The organism is Mesorhizobium sp. M7A.F.Ca.AU.001.01.1.1, assembly GCF_004022735.1.
Lineage (GTDB): Bacteria > Pseudomonadota > Alphaproteobacteria > Rhizobiales > Rhizobiaceae > Mesorhizobium > Mesorhizobium ciceri.
Map to the genome: position 1 here is coordinate 1 of NZ_RZPF01001036.1, position 1,562 is coordinate 1,562.

A 1,562-nucleotide genomic window follows, 5' to 3' on the forward strand; every position below is an offset into this window, starting at 1 on the left:
GACAACTGGCCAACCAGCGTGTGGGCGAAACTCATCGAGAAGTTGTGTGTTTCGCGGCGGATCAGGTCGATCAGGATGTCGGTGACTTCCTTGTTGTCGTTCTTGATTTCCATGCCGGCGAACTGGTCGGAGAGGTTCTCGCGGTCGGCAAGCGCCTGCGCCTCGGGGTCCGAAGCCTTGTCGGAGACGGTATAGACGGTGGCGCCGCGAATGCCCTTGACGCTGATCGTGTCGGCATGGATCGAAATAAGCAGGTCGGCCTCATGCTGACGGGCAATGCGCACGCGGTCGTCCAGACGCAGGAATTCGTCTGTGTCGCGCGTCATGAACACATCATAATTGCCGACGGCCGCGAGTTTGTCGCGCAGCTCCGTGGCGAAGGCCAGCGTGACGTTTTTTTCGATGGTGCCGTTCAGGCCCTCGGCACCGCCGTCGATGCCGCCATGGCCGGGGTCGATGACGACGGTGAACCGATGGCCCGGATTGGAGACCGGCCCGGTGCCGACCCGCCCTCCCTTGTCGGTCGAAACGGTCGATCCGGTGGTCAGCGCCTGATTGGCAAGTGCGGCATCGAACTCGCGTTCGGATGCCGCCGACATGTCGATGGCAATGCGGTAGCCGGTTCCGTCCTCGTTCTTGAGCACGTCGAGCTTGTCGACGGCAAAGGGTCCCTTGCCGGTGAGGATCAGACGCGAAACGCCCTCGCCGAGTTCGCCCAGGCGCACGCCCTTGACCAGGCCCCGCGCCTTCAAATCCTTGGCATCCACGGCGAATCTCGTATTCGCGAGATCGATGACAAGACGGTTGGGACCACGCAGCAGGAACCATTTGATATCGGGTTCGCGGTCGAAATCCATGACGATGCGCATCTTGGTGGCATCGCCGGCCATCTTGTAGCCTTTTGCCACGAGCGGAGCGTCGGCGGCACTGGCATTTGAGGACAAGACGGATGAGGCCGCCAGCAGCAGCAAGAGGCAGAAAGCGGCCAGGATCCGGCCGCCGACACGACATCCCTTGTCTGTGAAGTCCGCCAATCCCATCTCTCTTGCAGTCGCTCCCGGTTTGGCGCCCGGCGCCCGGTCGTTTCGTCGAAATGCCGGTGAGGCCGCGAACTCGATTAACGATTGGTATCCAGAGAAGGTTAACCAAGCCTTTTCATGCAGGGCCGCAAGCCTGGCTTTACGCTACGGAACGGCTTTTTGCCGGCATCGGAAATCGGGGTTGCCATCCACCCCGCCAAATCATAAAAGCGATGGTGGATCACTGCAATCCTGGAACCGCCCTCCTCCGCAGCTTCTTGCTACAGGGTCAGACGTAAAGGCGGCTCCTTTCGCTTCAGGCGAAAAGGGTTCAGGTGATCGCGACGAATTTCGCAGGCGTGCTCCCGTGGCGGGGGAATCGCCTGCGTGAGGAAAACGGCCGGGTTTGTTCCCGTGCCGGCTCTGTATGAGCAAACAAGCTGGTCCGGTTCGTCCGGGCTTTGGTTCAAAAGGTTCTGTTGGTGACGATGGCTTCAAGCGCAATCATGGAAAGGTCCGCATCAAACCGCGCCATTATGGCTG

General features: G+C 60.6%; 1 protein-coding gene. It reads right to left on the minus strand.

The features are described 5' to 3' along the window. Positions 1-1,040, minus strand: a 1,040-nt coding sequence (locus tag EN884_RS35475; protein ID WP_164895406.1) for an N-acetylmuramoyl-L-alanine amidase, incomplete at its 3' end; no start/stop codon positions are given. Positions 1,041-1,562: the final 522 nt, after the last annotated feature.